Origin of the sequence: Paraburkholderia phenoliruptrix (assembly GCF_019511605.1) — a bacterium.
Lineage (GTDB): Bacteria > Pseudomonadota > Gammaproteobacteria > Burkholderiales > Burkholderiaceae > Paraburkholderia > Paraburkholderia phenoliruptrix_A.
The window spans coordinates 43,469-58,574 of sequence record NZ_JAEUAV010000008.1 but is presented as its reverse complement, the minus strand read 5'-3'; the positions used below and the strand labels follow the sequence as shown (position 1 = coordinate 58,574).

General features: G+C 61.5%; 13 protein-coding genes. 12 read left to right on the top strand and 1 reads right to left on the bottom strand.

All coding sequences use genetic code 11. The features are described from left to right. Positions 1 to 13 precede the first annotated feature (13 nt). The 9 genes from JNB89_RS13110 to scpA are packed head-to-tail and all read left to right on the top strand — an operon-like array spanning position 14 to position 9,397. Positions 14 to 1,036, top strand: a complete 1,023-nt coding sequence (locus JNB89_RS13110; protein ID WP_220362443.1) for a Nit6803 family nitrilase — start codon at positions 14 to 16, stop codon at positions 1,034 to 1,036. Then, positions 1,005 to 2,138, top strand: a complete 1,134-nt coding sequence (locus JNB89_RS13105) for an MSMEG_0568 family radical SAM protein (RefSeq protein WP_135895710.1) — start codon at positions 1,005 to 1,007, stop codon at positions 2,136 to 2,138. The genes JNB89_RS13110 and JNB89_RS13105 overlap by 32 nt, the downstream gene beginning before the upstream one ends. Before the next feature lie 2 nt (positions 2,139 to 2,140). Further along, complete coding sequence (locus JNB89_RS13100) at positions 2,141 to 2,704, top strand: MSMEG_0567/Sll0786 family nitrogen starvation N-acetyltransferase (RefSeq protein ID WP_013343234.1); 564 nt, start codon at positions 2,141 to 2,143, stop codon at positions 2,702 to 2,704. Next, complete coding sequence (locus JNB89_RS13095; RefSeq protein ID WP_220362442.1) at positions 2,701 to 3,687, top strand: sll0787 family AIR synthase-like protein; 987 nt, start codon at positions 2,701 to 2,703, stop codon at positions 3,685 to 3,687. Before JNB89_RS13100 ends, JNB89_RS13095 begins: the two co-directional genes overlap by 4 nt. Beyond that, positions 3,684 to 4,865: an MSMEG_0565 family glycosyltransferase gene (locus JNB89_RS13090; protein WP_220362441.1), complete on the top strand. Its 1,182-nt coding sequence runs from the start codon at positions 3,684 to 3,686 to the stop codon at positions 4,863 to 4,865. Before JNB89_RS13095 ends, JNB89_RS13090 begins: the two co-directional genes overlap by 4 nt. Positions 4,866 to 4,888: 23 nt before the next feature. Beyond that, entirely contained in the window at positions 4,889 to 5,173 is a 285-nt protein-coding gene (locus JNB89_RS13085; protein WP_220362440.1) for an MSMEG_0570 family nitrogen starvation response protein, read from the top strand. Between the two features lie 20 nt (positions 5,174 to 5,193). Further along, positions 5,194 to 6,483 (top strand): MSMEG_0569 family flavin-dependent oxidoreductase, encoded by a 1,290-nt coding sequence (locus tag JNB89_RS13080; protein WP_220362439.1) that lies wholly within the window; start codon positions 5,194 to 5,196, stop codon positions 6,481 to 6,483. 2 nt (positions 6,484 to 6,485) lie between these two features. Next, entirely contained in the window at positions 6,486 to 7,301 is an 816-nt protein-coding gene (locus tag JNB89_RS13075) for a Pnap_2097 family protein (protein WP_220362438.1), read from the top strand. After that, positions 7,298 to 9,397: a methylmalonyl-CoA mutase gene (gene scpA / locus JNB89_RS13070; RefSeq protein ID WP_220362437.1), complete on the top strand. Its 2,100-nt coding sequence runs from the start codon at positions 7,298 to 7,300 to the stop codon at positions 9,395 to 9,397. The genes JNB89_RS13075 and scpA overlap by 4 nt, the downstream gene beginning before the upstream one ends. A gap of 29 nt (positions 9,398 to 9,426) precedes the next feature. Here the strand turns inward: scpA and JNB89_RS13065 are convergent, their stop codons facing one another. Then, positions 9,427 to 10,008 carry a lipocalin family protein gene (locus JNB89_RS13065; protein WP_220362436.1) on the bottom strand — a complete coding sequence of 194 codons (582 nt, stop codon included), beginning with the start codon at positions 10,006 to 10,008 and terminating at the stop codon, positions 9,427 to 9,429. Between the two features lie 260 nt (positions 10,009 to 10,268). Between JNB89_RS13065 and JNB89_RS13060 the strand changes: the two genes are divergently transcribed. The 3 genes from JNB89_RS13060 (at position 10,269) to JNB89_RS13050 (ending at position 15,088) form a co-directional block, all read left to right on the top strand. Next, the gene (locus JNB89_RS13060) at positions 10,269 to 10,517 is read left to right on the top strand and encodes a hypothetical protein (RefSeq protein WP_220362435.1); all 249 of its coding nucleotides are present in this window, start codon (positions 10,269 to 10,271) and stop codon (positions 10,515 to 10,517) included. 1,139 nt (positions 10,518 to 11,656) lie between these two features. Further along, positions 11,657 to 14,362: a TonB-dependent receptor gene (locus JNB89_RS13055; protein ID WP_220362434.1), complete on the top strand. Its 2,706-nt coding sequence runs from the start codon at positions 11,657 to 11,659 to the stop codon at positions 14,360 to 14,362. Between the two features lie 114 nt (positions 14,363 to 14,476). After that, positions 14,477 to 15,088, top strand: coding sequence for a MotA/TolQ/ExbB proton channel family protein (locus tag JNB89_RS13050; RefSeq protein ID WP_013343245.1), 612 nt, complete (start codon positions 14,477 to 14,479; stop codon positions 15,086 to 15,088). Positions 15,089 to 15,106: the final 18 nt, after the last annotated feature.

The window sequence follows — 15,106 nt, the reverse complement described above, 5'->3', positions numbered from 1 at the left end:
CGGGGTGCCCATCATGTCTCATCAGCGAGTCATCCGGGCAGCGGCAGTGCAGATCGCGCCGGACATGGAGCGTAGTGGCGGTACGCTCGAGCGGGTCTGCGCCGCTATTGACGAAGCCGCGTCGAGAGGCGTGCAGCTAATCGTCTTTCCCGAGACGTTCGTGCCGTACTACCCGTATTTTTCGTTCGTGCGTCCGCCGGTCGCGTCAGGTGCTGAACATATGCGGCTTTATGAAGAGGCGGTCGCTGTGCCAGGCCCTGTCACGCAAGCGGTGAGCGAGCGTGCATGCCGTCACGGGATGGTAGTCGTGCTCGGAGTGAACGAGCGTGATCACGGCAGCCTGTACAACACACAGCTCGTGTTCGATGTCGACGGGCGCCTCGTGCTCAAGCGTCGCAAGATCACCCCGACCTTCCATGAACGGATGATCTGGGGGCAAGGCGACGCGGCGGGTCTCAAGGTTGCGCACACGGGCGTCGCACGCGTCGGCGCGCTCGCGTGCTGGGAGCATTACAACCCGCTCGCGCGCTACGCACTGATGACGCAGCACGAAGAAATTCATTGCAGCCAGTTTCCCGGTTCGCTCGTCGGCCCCATTTTTGCCGAGCAGATTGAAGTCACGATTCGCCATCACGCACTCGAATCGGGCTGCTTCGTCGTCAATTCGACGGGCTGGCTAAGCGATGCGCAGATCGAATCGGTGACGACCGATCCGAAGCTGCAAAAGGCGCTGCGCGGCGGCTGCATGACGGCAATCGTGTCGCCGGAAGGCCAGCATCTCGCCGAGCCACTGCGCGAAGGCGAAGGTATGGTCGTCGCGGACCTGGACATGTCTCTGATCACAAAGCGCAAACGGATGATGGACTCCGTTGGCCATTACGCGCGCCCAGAACTGCTGAGTCTCGCGATCAACGATCGTCCCGCGATGCCGGTTGCGCCGATGTCGATGTCGTTCGAACGCGCGGGCGCGCAGGCGGCGCCTGAAACCACAAACGGAGGTCACGATGAATGCCAACATGAGCCTGTCGCCGGCTGAGCCGCGCACACAGCGCCAGATGACTGAACTGCGTACGGAGTTGCAGTCGGTGGGGCTGCGTCTCGTCGACCCGAACGCGGGCGCCGCGAGCCGGCGCGGCGGCGCCGGCCCATCGGATCACAAGGCCGTGACCGTGGACGGCGTGACCATCATGGTGCCCGTGCATACGAGCTCCGCGTGGAATTCGCCGTTTATCGCGGGGGCACCGGACGAATCGGGCGCGAGCGCTTTGCTGCGCGGAACGATCCCGATTGCCAGCATCAGCTTTCCGAATGCGCCACGCTTCACGAAGCTGCAAACGCTGGACGGCGTGCCGTACTCGCATATCGCGACACTGCACAGCACCGACGTGCTTGCGACGACGGTGCTGCAAACCTGTATCCGCTACGAGAGCCGCAAGAAGACGTGCAAGTTCTGCGCGATCGGACAGTCGCTCGCGGCAGGCCGCACGATTGCACGCAAGACACCGGAGCAACTCGCAGAAGTGGCGCGCGCCGCGGTGTTGCTGGACGGCGTGAAGCACATGGTGCTGACCACCGGCACCCCGCCGACGCCGGATCGCGGCGCACAGATCCTCTGCGAGAGTGCGTTTGCGATCAAGGCGGCCGTCGATCTGCCGATTCAGGCGCAATGCGAGCCACCGGACAACGACGCATGGTTCGAGCGCATGAAGGCGAGCGGCATCGACACCTTGGGCATGCATCTCGAAGTCGTGACGCCGGAGGTGCGCGCGCGCGTGATGCCGGGCAAGGCGAGCGTGCCCGTCTCGCGCTATATGGAAGCGTTCAAGGCGGCCGTCGGCGTGTTCGGCAAGGGGCAGGTCAGCACCTACATTCTGGCGGGTCTCGGCGACACGGCAGAAGCGATCCTGTCGATATCGCGCGAACTGATCGACATGGGCGTGTATCCGTTCGTCGTACCGTTCGTGCCGATTAGCGGCACGCCACTCGAAGATCATCCGCCGCCTTCCCATGCATTCATGAAGTCGATCCTCGAGCCGCTAGGCGCCATGCTGCGTGATGCACAGATGCGTTCGGCCGATATCAAGGCCGGTTGCGGTAAATGTGGCGCGTGTTCGTCGCTGGCATCGTACGAGGCGTAATCATGTTCTGCGAAACCATCGATGAACTCGATGCCTTACCGCTCGCCTTCACACCGGCCGAATACCGGGTGAAATGGGCGACGCTGCCGTGGGAAAGCAAGGAGGCGTATGCGTTGCGGCGCGCTGTGTTCTGCGTCGAGCAAGGCATCTTCGTCGGAGACGATCGCGACGACATCGACCGTGATGCGAAGCTGCTGGTGGCGCTCAGCTGCATTGCAGGCATTCCCGAACAAGTGGTTGGGACGGTGCGCATTCATCAAATGCAGCCACGCCGCTGGCTCGGCTCGCGCCTCGCCGTGCACGCCGCATTCCGCTCGCACGGCAAGCTCGGATCGACGTTGATACGCCTTGCAGTGAGCAGCGCCCACGCGCTGGGATGCGATACGTTCCTCGCGCATGTGCAAAGCCAGAATGCACCGCTGTTCCGGCGGTTGCACTGGCAGACCGTCGCAGAGGAGACCCTGTTCGGCCGGCCGCATCATCTGATGGAGGCGGACCTCGCGCACTATCCGCCGTGCTTTACGCCGGAAAGCGGATTCGTCACGTCTTCGCGAGGCCGGTCATGACTTTGCACTCTCTGGTCGACCGGCTGCGCAAAAGCCGGGGCTTTTGCCACAAGACGGATATTGCGGGCGTGGTTGCGTCGCTGGCGTCGCGGCTGCCGAACGGCACGCGCGATCTTGCGCAAGCCGTGGCAGTCGGCGACGACTGTGCGGCGCTACGCGATGGCAATGGCTATCTGCTATTCGCCATCGAAGGTTTGGTCAGTGACTTCGTCGAAACGATGCCGTGGTTCGCGGGCTACAGTAGCGTGATGGTCAACGTGAGCGACGTGTACGCGATGGGCGGCAGGCCGCTCGCCGTGGTCGACGCTCTGTGGAGCGACGGGCTCGAATCCGCCGCGCAGATTCTGGCGGGCATGGCGGCGGCATCGAATGCGTACGGGGTGCCGGTTGTCGGCGGGCATAGCAATACACGCAGCGCACAGGCGCAAATCGCGGTGTCGATAGTGGGCCGTGCCAGTGCGTTGCTGTCGAGTTTCAATGCGCGTCCAGGTGACAGCCTCGTGATGGCCGTCGATCTACGCGGCCGTTTCGAAGACCCGTACCCGTTCTGGAACGCATCCGTGGGTGCGCCGGCGCAACGCCTGCGCGACGATCTGGAGTTGCTCCCGCAACTTGCGGAAGGCGGTCTGTGCGATGCCGCGAAAGACATCAGCATGGCAGGCGTGCTCGGTACCGCGCTGATGCTGCTCGAATGCTCGGGTGCAGGCGCGCGCATCGACCTCGACGCGATACCGCGTCCGCCCCATGTCGATTTCGAGCGCTGGCTGAGTGCGTTTCCGAGTTACGGGTTCGTGCTGTCGGTTCGCGACCAACATGTCGATGAGGTGCTGGCGCGCTTCGTTCAACGCGGACTGGCATGCGCGACGATCGGCCATGTGGATGCGTCGCGCGAAGTCGTGCTCACGCAGCAAAGTGAATCGGCCTTGCTATGGAGCTTCCACGACAGCGCTTTCATCGGCGCGCCAGCGGGAGCGGAACAATGAACGACGCGGCACTGCGTATTGCGCTATTCACGCATTCCGTCAATCCGCGCGGCGGTGTCGTGCATACGCTCGAACTAGGCGGCGCGCTGCACGAAGCGGGACTGGACGTGACGATCTTTGCGCCGTCCGTGGACGGTGCGCCGATGTTTCGAGCCTCGCGTTGCCGTGTCGTGCTCGCGCCTGTCGCTGCCCATGCTAACGACACGGTGACGATGGTTCAGACCCGGATCGATGCACTCAAGAGCGCTTTACTCGAGCAACAGGCGTCGGCCTTCGACATTCTGCATGCACAGGACAGCATCAGCGGAAACGCGCTGGCGGAACTGCGCGAAGCGCGCGCCATTCGCGGCTTCGTGCGCACGGTGCATCACCTCGATGTATTTACCGACGCTCGTCTGAGCGCCTGGCAGCAGCGGGCATACGCGGACGCCGACGCCGTGTTCTGTGTGAGCGACACGTGGACGCGAAAGATGCGCGACGACTTTGGCATCGAGGCGTCGACGGTCAGTAACGGCGTCGATCTGGAACGCTTTCGCGGGTCCAATGCAATGGGTGACGCAGCGATCTGCGCGCGTCTTGGTGTTGACGGACCGTCGGTGGTGCTCGCTGTGGGCGGCATCGAAGCGCGTAAGAACACCCTGCAACTGCTCGAAGCGTTTGCGTTGCTCAGGCAAACCCACGCCGATGCGCAACTGGTGATTGCGGGCGGCGCGAGCCTGCTCGATCACGATGCCTGCACGCGCCGCTTCTTCGCGCGTGCGGCCGAACTCCATCTGCGCATCGGACCACGCGAGTCGATCGTCGTGACAGGCCCGCTCGACGACGACGACATTCCCGCACTCATGCGCCGTGCCGATGTGGTGTCGATGGTGTCCGTGTATGAAGGCTTCGGGCTCGTCACGCTCGAAGCGCTTGCAGCGGGCACGCCTGTCGTCGTGTCGAAGACCGAACCATTCACCGACTATCTGAACGAACGCGTCTGCTGCTGGGCGCAACCCGATGACGCCGCAAGCATCGCCCGCGCGCTGCGTCGCGCATTGGCGGGCGAGGCTGGCATCGACTTCGACCATGCGGTGCCCGATCTGCTCAACCGCTTTAGCTGGCGCGACAGTGCGCGCCGCCATATCGCGCTGTATGAGCGCCACCTGCAGCGCGCGCCGCGAGCGCTCAACGCCTGAATTTCTCATTCAAAGGATTTGTGATGCCAGTCATGCACTTCAAGGTCCAGTGGCCGGACGGCAGCGAGGCCAACTGCTATTCGCCTTCGACGGTGGTCGGCGAGTTTTTCGTCGCAGGGCAACGCTACGCGCTCGACGATTTTGTCGGCAGGGCGCGCGAAGCGCTGCATATCGGCTCCGAACGAGTGCGCGAGAAATACGGCTTTGCGTGTTCGGCTGCGATGGACCAGCTCGCGCAGATTGAAGAACTCGCGCAGCGTTTCGCCAGCGACCCGAATGCCAAAGTCAAGGTCGTCGAACTTATTTGAACCGTGGGCAGGAACGAACCATGTTGAACGAAAACAGCATCGCATTCAATGCACAGAATGAACTTCCGCACCACATGGTAATCGTGGTGGGCGGCGGGCAGGCGGGTTTGTCGATCAGCTACTACCTGAAAGAGGCCGGCATCGATCATCTGGTCATCGAAAAGCATACGCTCACGCATACGTGGCGCTCGCAGCGCTGGGACGCGTTCTGCCTTGTCACGCCGAACTGGCAATGCGCGCTGCCCGGCTATCCGTATCGCGGCGACGACCCGCACGGCTTCATGAAAAAGGACGAGATCATCGCGTATCTGGACGGCTTCATCGCGATGGTCGATGCACCGGTGCTCGAACATACGGAGGTGCGCAAGGTCAGGCGTTTGCCCTCGGGCGGCTACTTCGTGTCGACGTCGAACGGCGACTTCACCGCCGACCAGGTCGTGGTCGCGTCGGGCGGCTATCACACGCCCATCGTGCCGCGCATGGCGGAGCGTCTGCCTGCGGGGATCGTGCAGATGCAGTCGTCGCACTATCGCAACCCGGAGGCATTGCCCAAAGGCGCGGTGCTCGTGGTCGGCTCGGGGCAGTCGGGTGCGCAGATAGCCGAAGACCTGCATCTTGCGGGCCGCAAGGTGTATCTTGCCGTAGGTGAAGCACCGCGCTGTGCCCGCTTTTATCGCGGTCGCGACGTAGTGGACTGGCTCGCGGACATGCGCTACTACGACATGCCCGTCGATCAGCATCCGTTGCGCGAAGGCGTACGTGACAACACGAATCACTACGTAACGGGGCGCGACGGCGGCCGCGACATCGACCTGCGGCGCTTTGCGCTGGAAGGCATGGAACTGTATGGCAGGCTCGACGACCTGCGCGACGGCCGCCTGCACTTCGCGCCGAATCTGACCAGCAATCTCGATAGCGCCGACGACACCTACAACCGCATCAACGCGAGCATCGACGCATTTATCGACAAGCACGGTATCGACGCTCCGCAGGGTGTTCCCTACAAGCCGGTGTGGAGCCCTCAGGGCGAGCGCACGTCGCTCGATCTCGCACAGAGCGGCATTGCGTCGATCATCTGGTGTATTGGCTTTAGACCCGACTTCAGCTGGATCGATGCACCCGTTTTCAATGGGCGCGGCTATCCAGCCCATAATCGCGGCATCACGCCGCAAGCGGGCTTGTATTTTATCGGCCTGCCGTGGCTGCATACATGGGGATCGGGCCGTTTCTCGGGAATCGCGCGCGATGCCGAGCATGTTGTCGGCGCGATCCGCTCGACCATCGCCACGTCGGCGAGCCGTGCGGCGTGAGCATGATTCATCGCTATCGCGCCGGCATGCCGCAACTGAGCTATACGGGCCTGTCCGAAAACTGGCTGCTGAAGGAATGCGGGCATCGCCATTGGGAAGCGCTTGCCGAGCACGCAGGGCGGGCGCAACCCGACTTCCACGACGACAACGGCCACCGTTCGTACGCGGCCTTCACGGGGATCCGCTTGCAGACTAGCGGTCTCGACGCGATCGCCGAAAACGACGTGTTCGATATTCACAGCACACTATGCAGAACGGGACCTGTGCGCCACTTCAGCACGCATCGGATCGTGCGCGGCGGCAATCAAATCGTGGACCTGTCGATGTCGTCTGCCTTCCTCACACGCGGCGAGGCGCGAAGCAATCGCGTTGTGGCGCGCGCAGCACTGGCGGCGTTGTCAGGCGAAATCGCGCCGATGCCCGAACGCGCAGCGCAGATGCTGCAAATGAGCAAGCGCCTGCGCGCGGCCGACCGCACCGTGCTGTCCGATCTCGAGCCAGCCGCGGCTGGTCCGATCGAGTTCCTGCCGTGCCCCAACGGTGATTTCAACGGCGCGAACTTTCTGTACTTCGCGAGCTTCCAGGCCTTTGTCGACCGCGCCGAATGGCAATGGCGGCAATGTGACGAACCGCCTCTCGTGACGAACCGCTCGCTGTTCTACTACGGCAACGTCGACGTAGGCGACACGTTGAGCGTGCGGATGGTCGGTCATGCGGAAAATGAACAGGGCATCCGGCACTGGACAGAAGTGCGCCGCAAAAGCGACGGCATGAAGATCGCCGATGTGATAACTGAAAAACGCTGGAGACGCCGATGAGCCAGCATCGTGCAGTGCCGCTCAAGTCGGTATATACGCGCGCGGATCTCTGCGGCATTGAGCATCTGGACAGCATGCCGGGCGAAGCGCCGTTCGTGCGAGGTCCGTTCGCATCGATGTACACAGAAAAGCCTTGGACCATACGTCAGTATGCGGGCTATGCGCAGGCCTCTGACACGAATCTCGCGTTTCGCAGAGCTTTGAGCGAAGGCGCACAGGGCCTTTCGGTCGCATTCGATCTGCCGACCCAACGGGGCTACGATTCGGACGACGTGGCTGCGAGCGCGGATGTCGGCATGACCGGCGTCGCTATCGATACCGTGGATGACATGGCGCGGCTGTTCGAGGGCATCGCGCTCGACGCAGTGTCGGTGTCGATGACGATGAACGGGGCGGTCCTCCCCGTGCTTGCTGCTTTCATCGTCGCAGCAGAGGAGCGCGGCATACATGCATCCAAACTGCGAGGGACAATCCAGAATGACATTTTGAAAGAGTTCATGGTGCGCAACGCGAGCATTTTTGCACCTGAACCTTCATTGCGCATCGCGGCCGACGTTGTCGAGTATCTCTCCCGACACGTGCCGAGATTCAATGCGCTCTCCGTGTCTGGATACCACTTCCAGGAGGCGGGAGCAGACGCGGTACTTGAGCTTGCATTGACGATGGCTAATGCCCGCAAGTACATAGAGATACTGTTGGAACGGGGAATGGATGCCAACGACGCGTGCGAGCGCATGAGCTTCTTCTTCGGCGTGGGGATGGACTTTTACGTCGAGATAGCAAAGCTCAGAGCGGCGCGAATCCTCTGGTCGGAAATAGCTTCGCACAGTGGGGCCACGACAGACAGAGCGCGCGCGCTGCGAATGCATTGTCAGACCTCCGGATGGGCGTTGACCGCGCAAAAGCCAATGAACAATGTCGTGCGCACGACAGTGGGGGCATTAGCGGCCGTGTTTGGCGGCACGCAGTCTCTGCACACTAACGGATACGACGAAGCTCTTTCACTTCCTTGTACAGAATCAGCGAGACTCGCTCGCGATACGCAATTGATTCTGCAGCACGAAACGCATGTGTCGGAGGTCGTCGATCCGTGGGCGGGATCGTACATGATGGAAGCGGTGACGGCAGATATGTCCCGACGCGTGCGTGCTGTCATGGATGAAATCGACGAGCGTGGCGGCGTGGTCGAAGTCGTTGTTTCGGGTTGGGTGCGCGACAAGATCCACAGGTGTGCTTTAGAAACGCAAGCAGAAATCGAAACGGGCGAACGGACGATTGTCGGCGTCAACCGGTTTCTCGCGAGAGATGAAGATGAGCTTGCCGTTCCGCAAACGGTCGACGGGCGGCAGGTGCAAACGATGCAGGCCCGAAGGCTTGCGGAGACCAGGGCTAGCCGCGACCCAAAGCGAGTGCGCGAGACGCTCGAGGCATTAACCGAAGCCGCTCGAAGCGGGAGCCACAATCTTCTCGAGCTAACGATGGCATGCGTGCGAGCTCGCGCCACCGTTGGCGAGTGCACTCAGGCGCTAGAGGTGATCTGGCCAAGATATCAGTGTGACTTGCCCATTTCTCGTGACTTCTACGGTGAAACGGTTGCGACCGATCCGGAATGGCAAGACTCTTGCCGTGCCGTGGCCGATGCAACCAGGCGCCTCGCCCGCGCCCCGCGCATGCTGATCGCAAAACTCGGTCAGGACGGACACGACCGTGGAGCGCGAGTTGTCGCGGCCGCACTGAGTGACGCGGGCTTCGAAGTCTTCACAGGAACCATGTTTGCCTCTCCTGACGAGGTGCTGGCCATGGCCGAGCGCGAGTGCGTTGACATTATCGGCATATCGTCGCTTGCCGGCGCGCATGGCGAGTTGATTTCTCAATTGCATCAACGCATGTGCGAACGCAGTCTACGAATACCGATTGTTGTCGGCGGTATTATCGGACCGGAGAGTCAAAGTGCGCTGCGGGACGCGGGCGTAGTGGCTAGTTTCGCAGCGGGCACATCGGTTCACTGCATCATTTCGTCGCTAGCTAGAATCGCCGAGACCTGGGAAGGCAAGGCGCCTCTCGACGTGAATCACCTTTCGCGCGAATCGTTCTGATCGGGACACGACGGGCTTACACCGAGCGCTTACCGGAAGCCCGGCTGGCCCACCTGCGACGGCTTTTGCGGAACCCGACGCATGCGGGCGGTATTGAATCCCAACGCGGCGAGCCGGTCGAGCATCTCCTTGTAGGTGGCCTGGTCCATCTCGGGGTCGCGCGCAAGCATCCACACCATGTTGCCGTCCTCCATGCACCGGATCGTATAGCGGTAGTCGGGATCGACATAGGCGGTAACGACCACCACTTCGAACGGCCAGATCAGACCCACTCGCCACTTCGTGTTGCCGGTGCCAGGCATCACCTTGGCGACGAAGTGGCTTCCGGTGACCGGTTGATCGAAGTCGTGGCGTCGGCCGAGGTATTTATCTTCGATCGTTCCGTCGGCACGTAGTGTCCACTCGTCGTAGTCGCCCACGTAATCCCGTTCGCTGAGAAAGGGTGTGTTGGCGATCACGTACCAGCGCCCCATGTACCGTTCGAGGTCGAGCGGCGCGCCGGCGCTGCAAGCAGAGCCGCTCGCCTGCGGGCTGCGGGCGGGCGTTGGGGCGTAGGCACATGCGCTGAGCAAGGTCGCGAGTGCGGCGAGGTATGCCATCCGTCTGCGCATGATGCTTCCCTGATTGAGCCGATTGCCCGAATAGTCCTGACTGCGCGCAGCCCTCCGTAAGCTGCCAACGCCCATCGCTTCCCGGCATGCGACGCTCGCCGCAAACGCAAGTCAGAAAACTCCTACCGCACAACCTCAACGACTACAAGCGATTCACGCTGCGCTGATTTAAATTCTGCGGGCGTGCTCCCAATAATGTACTCAACAAGGCCGCTGAACAAGCTTCAGTCACCCGTTGGACGCAGACCGAGGAGCACGCGATGACCGGCAATATCATTCCCCTTAGGGCGCTTGTCGACAAATGGCTCGCGCCGACGCGCTCGGTCCCCGCGCGCATCACCCAGGTCGGGCGCTTCGGCAGCCACGGGGCGCGCTACGTCCGCCTGGAAGGCCAGGTAGCGACGGGTCCATTGAGCATTGTGTTCTTTCGGCATGGCAGCGGTGCATGGGACGTCTTTCCGCCGGTGCCGCCTTCGGCCGCAATGGGCACGCGACTCTTCGCCGCCTGACTGGCTGTATGCTCGCACCAGGCGGTAAAGCATGGTTGACGCAAGTCAAGCATGCCACGCCGACGCCGCGTGCATCCCGCCGGTGGACATCGCAATGCTGGCCGCACGCGGCGACCGCAAGCGAGGGCAGCCAACTACCCGCGAAATCCGAACGCACCTCACCGCCAGTTTCTTTCGCGCCTCGTTGTTTAGTTCCGGTCGATGCTTTGTTTAGTCGAATTACGATATCCGCACATTCCGTGTATGGGAAAAGGGCATCAAAATTCGCACGTGGTGGAGCAATCCATCTAATGTCCCGCGTAGTGCAAGATTGAAACAATGCCATCAAAAAAAGTTTGACGGCCCATTTTGATTTGTTATTGTCCCAGTCCATTGAGCGCCTCGTAACAGCCGGCGCCTGGCCGCGAGATAGATAAGATCTCTCCGCACGCTTTTCCCGCCTGAGCAGAGTCATGCGTCCGTCATTCGGCCGCTGTCTTCGCTCGCGCTCGAAGTTCGTGCGGCGTCCAGGTTGAGGGTGCAGCGTCCAATGCAAAGGGTGGCGAGCTCGTCGCAGGGGGCACGAAACAAAATTTGCGCACATCAAACAAATTTTGACTCGGCGATTCTGGCTTGCTATGTTTCTGCCACCCAAAGCGCCGCCTGCCGCACCTGACAGCGCTTGCAGGGCAGCGCAACGGAACAGGCGAGAGGGGTGCCCAATGCTTTCTATTGCCTGACAGAATTGCCCGAACGCCCGAAAGCCGAGCGCGGGTAACGACCTTTGCAGCATTCCCGGCTCAACGACAGGAACTTAGGTATCCGAAACAGTTTTGCGGTCGAAGTGCGTGGCGCGACGAAGCCATTGTGAAGTGATGGTCATACCAAGGTTTGGACAGAAATGAAATGTTCCAGAAAGAAAAGTGCTTTCATTTTGTTAAGTAATTAGGATTACTTATTTGAAGTTCTTTTATCGGATCGTCGTATATGCATTCCCATAAAGAATAAAAGCGAATTAACGGTTTTGGACATGTTTTGCACTTAAGCGGGGCATGAGCGGTAAATCGTGGTGCGTCGTCGTTGTAAAAAAGGCGGAGGAGTTCACAAGACTTCTCTTTGCACAACAGGTGTGGTCTTTACTGACAGGCGAGAAGGGGAAAATGAAACAAAGGGCATTGGCGTTGGCCATCAGAAGAATGGTTTGGGCAGAACTCGCGTTGTCGGCGGCGATCGCGGCGCCGGCGCTTGCGCAAAGCCAACCGACCGGTAGTGCCGCAGCGGCCCCGGCGTCGGAGGCTACTGCGGCTACACCCGCCGTAGCCGACCCGGGCAACGTCACGAAGATGCAGCGGGTCGAGGTCACCGGCTCGCTGATCCGCACGTCGGACAAAGTCGGCAATACCGAGGTGCAAACCATCACGCCCAAGGAAATCGAGCAAAGCGGTTACACGACCGTGGCCGATTTTCTGCGCGGCACGTCGGCCAACTCGGGCAGCAGTTGGGGGCAGACCACGATGAACAGTTCGGCCCAGGGCGGCGGCGGCATTGCGCTCCGTGGTCTGAGCGAGAAATACACGCTGGTGCTCGTCGACGGGCAGCGCGTCGCGAACTACGGCAAGGCGGTGAACTTCACGGACACGTTCTTCGACGTGAATTCGATTCCGCTGAACATGGTGGACCACATCGATATCGTGAAGACCGGCGCGGTGTCCGTCTATGGATCGGACGCGATTGCGGGCGTGGTCAACATCATCACGAAGAAGAATTTTCAGGGCTTGCAGATCGACGGCCAGCTCGGCAAGGCGCAGCATCCGGGCGATGCGCAAGGCAACTTCGGCGTGCTCGGCGGCTTCGGCGATCTGAATGCGGATCGCTTCAACGTGACGGCGGCGGCGAGCTATTACCGCGACAGCGGCTCTTCGCTGGCCGACCGGTCGATGACGGCCAACCAGGACTTCAGCCAGTTCCCCGGCGGCCTCGCGGGTCCGCTCGGTCCCAACCAGCAGTCGTACTGGACTGCGCCGGACGGCACCCAGACCGCTCTGAGCCCATGCCCGCCCGGCAGCGTGTCGGCAAACGGCGGCGCAACCTGCAAATCGAACCCGGCGAGCACGACGTCGCTGGTTCCGTCCACGACCCGTCTGAACGCAAAGGTGCGTGGCACCTTCAAGATCAACGACGACGTGCAGGCCTACGCCGATTTGTGGGTGAGCCGCAACGAGACAGTCCAGAACGAAGGTCCGGCTGCGCTTGCGAGCACGACGAACGCGTTCAACCCGGCAACCGGCTCCGCGCTGCCGCTGTCGCGCACGGTCCCCGCAACGAACCCGTTCAACCCGTTCGGCGCGCCGGCGCAGATCAACTACACGTTCCCGAATACCGTTTCGGCGGATACGGTGTCCACCTTCTGGCGCGCGATGACGGGCGTGAAGGGCTCCTTCACCACGCAGAAGTTCGGCGACTGGGACTGGTCCGCGGACTACGGTCACTCGCAAAGCACCGTCGACACCACCTACAGAAACGTGCTGAACGTGGCGGGCGTCGAGAACATTCTGCAAAACGGTGGATATAACTTCTCAAATCCGTCTGCCACGCCGAACGGACTGAACGGCGTGTTCCAGAACGATTACGAGCAGGCGATCTCGAAGCTCGACAGCGTGACGGCGAAAACCTCCACGGGCAATCTGTTCAACCTGCCGGGCGGACCCGTCGGCGTCGGCTTCGGTACGGAATTCCGTCACGAGAGCTCGATCATCAACTCGCGCACCTACAGCGCACTCGGCGTGACGGCGCCGGCCAACGTGCAGACCGTCGACGGCGAGCGCAACGTGGCCGCCGTCTATTACCAGATCGACATTCCGATCATCCGCAACCTGACGTTCACGCAGGCGGGCCGTTACGACCACTACAGCGATTTCGGCGGGGCCTTCTCGCCGAGTTTCGCGCTGCGCTTCCAGCCGGTCCAGGCGCTCACGACCTTTGCGTCGTACAGTCGCGGTTTCCGTGCGCCGACGCTCGTCGAAAACTCGCAGGCGACCTACCTCGCGCACCAGAATCTGGTGGACCCGAACGACCCGAGCGGCGTGCCGACCAAGCACTTCACGACCGAGCAGGTCAACGGCAATCCGAACCTCTCGCCGGAGCGGACCAAGAACTACAACATTGGCTTCCAGCTTTCGCCGGACTCGTCAACGGATATCGGCGCGGCGTTCTATAAGATTCACATCGACGGCGTGATCGGCACCAACGATCCGAACGCGGTGATGAACGCAAACGACCCGTCGACGGTGATTCGCAATGCCGACGGCACCGTTGCCTACATCAAGGAACAGTTCGTCAATCTCGGCTCGCTCGACACCGACGGTTTCGACATGAACTTCCGCAAGTCGGTCGCCACGAAGTTCGGTACCTTCACGCTGGCGGGCGACTGGGCTTACGTGTGGCACTTCAAGCTCAATAGCCCCGGCGCGCCGACCCAGGACTTCGCCGGCAACAACCTTGCGCTGCTGCAGCCGTTTGGCGCGAGCAATCCGCGCTGGAAGGGCAATACGAGCCTGAGCTGGGATTACCGCAAGTTCACCACGACGCTCACGTGGCAGTACACCGGGCCGTACACCAACGCGGTGGCGGACGAATTCGGCGACGGCGGCACCTTGTCGGTGGCTTCGTATAGCCAGTTCAACCTGATGGCCACGTATCGCGGCTTCAAGCACTGGACCATCTACGGCGGCATCAACAACATTTTCGATCGCAAGCCGCCGTTCGACGTGGAGTGGCAGGCCACGCCGGATATCACCGGCTATGACCAGTCGCTTTACACCAACATCGGCCGCTTCTTCCAGGTCGGTGCGACTTATCGCTTCTGAGTCGCGCGATGGTTGTTTGTACAACGCAGTCTGTTTAGTCGGTCGGCCGCTTCGGCTCCCGGTCTTCGGGACCGCGGCGGCTCGACATTGTTAGAGACGTAACCGGAGTTCCCCGTGCTCAATACCCTTATCAATTATTCGGTTCAATCGATGGGCCTGATTCCGATTCTGGCCTTCATCTTCCTGCTGGGCATCTCGATCATCGTCGAGCGCTTCATGTTTTTCTCGCGAGCGGTCAAGGCGGGCAAGACGCTCGAACACGATCTGAAGATGGTCGAGCCGGCCAACCTGTCCGACGCGCAGAAAGTCGCCGAGCACTATGGGCAAACGGTGCAGGGCGAACTCGTCAAAAGCGCGCTGAAGGTGCGTGGCAAGCCCGAAGCAGTGGTCGAGCGGGAACTGGAGGAAACCATCATGTTCCAGATGCCGCGGCTCGACCGCAATCTGTGGATTCTCGACACGGCGGTGACGCTCGGACCGTTGCTCGGGCTGCTGGGCACGATCATCGGCATGGTGGAGTCGTTCAATGTGCTCGGCACGAGCGGCACGGCGAACCCAAACGGCGTGACGGGCGGCATTGGCCATGCGCTGACCGCCACGGCCTGCGGCCTGACCATCGCGATTGTCTGCGTGATCTTCCTGAACTACTTCAACAAGCGCATCCGGATGACGGTCAACCAGTTCGACCTGATCAAGTCGCTGCTCGTATCGCGCTTCGCCGCCTGAGCGGCGGCATCCAAGGAG